Annotated in this window: 1 protein-coding gene and 1 tRNA gene; both read left to right on the top strand. The window is 47.7% G+C overall.

From position 1 onward, the window contains the following. The first annotated feature begins 61 nt into the window (after positions 1-61). Positions 62-138, top strand: a tRNA-Asp gene (locus DZE2538_RS14775). Between the two features lie 199 nt (positions 139-337). Continuing rightward, positions 338-1,129 carry an endonuclease/exonuclease/phosphatase family protein gene (locus tag DZE2538_RS14770; RefSeq protein ID WP_012885803.1) on the top strand — a complete coding sequence of 264 codons (792 nt, stop codon included), beginning with the start codon at positions 338-340 and terminating at the stop codon, positions 1,127-1,129. The last annotated feature ends 27 nt before the right edge of the window (positions 1,130-1,156 follow it).

The raw sequence follows: 1,156 nt of genomic DNA, 5'->3' as shown, positions 1-1,156 counted from the left end.
TTGTGGTGTAAACAAGACACCGGTTATCGGATTGACTCCTCTGATAACATACAAAATCGGTGGTGCGGTAGTTCAGTCGGTTAGAATACCGGCCTGTCACGCCGGGGGTCGCGGGTTCGAGTCCCGTCCGCACCGCCAACTTATAGAAGCCCCGAGCATAAGCTCGGGGCTTTTTGCTTTTATAAATCTATCCCTTCGGCAAAGAGAGCATCATTCCTTCCTTTCCTATCATCATGGCTTACTGTGTCGAATTTCTCATCTGACGGCTTATACCCATTGAAACGTGAAGGTAAAAACCCTATAACGATTAACAGTACACGGGTATAGCAGGAATAAAGTGCACAAGAAAACCTATGCGATGAGATATGTCGCCGGGCAACCGGTGGAGCGTATCTTTCAGCCTTCGGCAATGCATTATTTAAAACAGCAGCCGGCATCCTCAGGACCTCTGATGGTAACGGAGGATCCTCTACGGATAATGGTATGGAATATTTTTAAACAGCAGCGTACGAATTGGTTGTCCGTCCTGAAACATTTTGGTGAACGCACGCAGCTCATGCTATTGCAGGAAGCGCAATCCTCCCCCGAGCTGATTCGTTTTGCTACAACACACTATCTTTCTGCCGAACAGGTACCCGCTTTTGTGCTTCCTACCCATCCTTCAGGCGTAATGACGTTATCTTCTGCTCAGCCTATGTATTGCTTTCCTCTACGTGAACGAGAACCGTTAATTCGCCTGGCTAAATCAGCGTTGATCACTGTGTATTCGTTGAGTGATGCGCGATTGTTAATGGTCATTAATATCCATGCTGTCAATTTCAGCTTGGGAGTGGAGGCCTATACCAATCAGCTTGAGACCATTGGGGAGCAGTTGAAGCGTCACTCTGGGCCCGTGATCATGGCTGGAGACTTTAATGCATGGAGTCAGCCTAGGGTGAGTGCACTGTATCGGTTTGCACATAGAATGGGGCTTTGTGAAGTGTCGTTTTCCAATGATCAGCGTCGCAGAGCGTTTGGCCGACCATTGGATTTCGTTTTTTATCGGGAACTGGCGGTAACTGATTCGTCGGTACTGGTTACAGATGCTTCTGATCACAACCCTTTACTGGTGGAGTTCGGTATTGCGTGAGATCTGCTATATCGCTACCAATAAAAA

Source organism: Dickeya zeae NCPPB 2538, assembly GCF_000406165.1.
Taxonomy (GTDB): Bacteria; Pseudomonadota; Gammaproteobacteria; order Enterobacterales; family Enterobacteriaceae; genus Dickeya; species Dickeya zeae.
The sequence above is the reverse complement of the archived record's forward strand: the minus strand, read 5'-3'. Positions and strand labels throughout refer to the sequence as shown.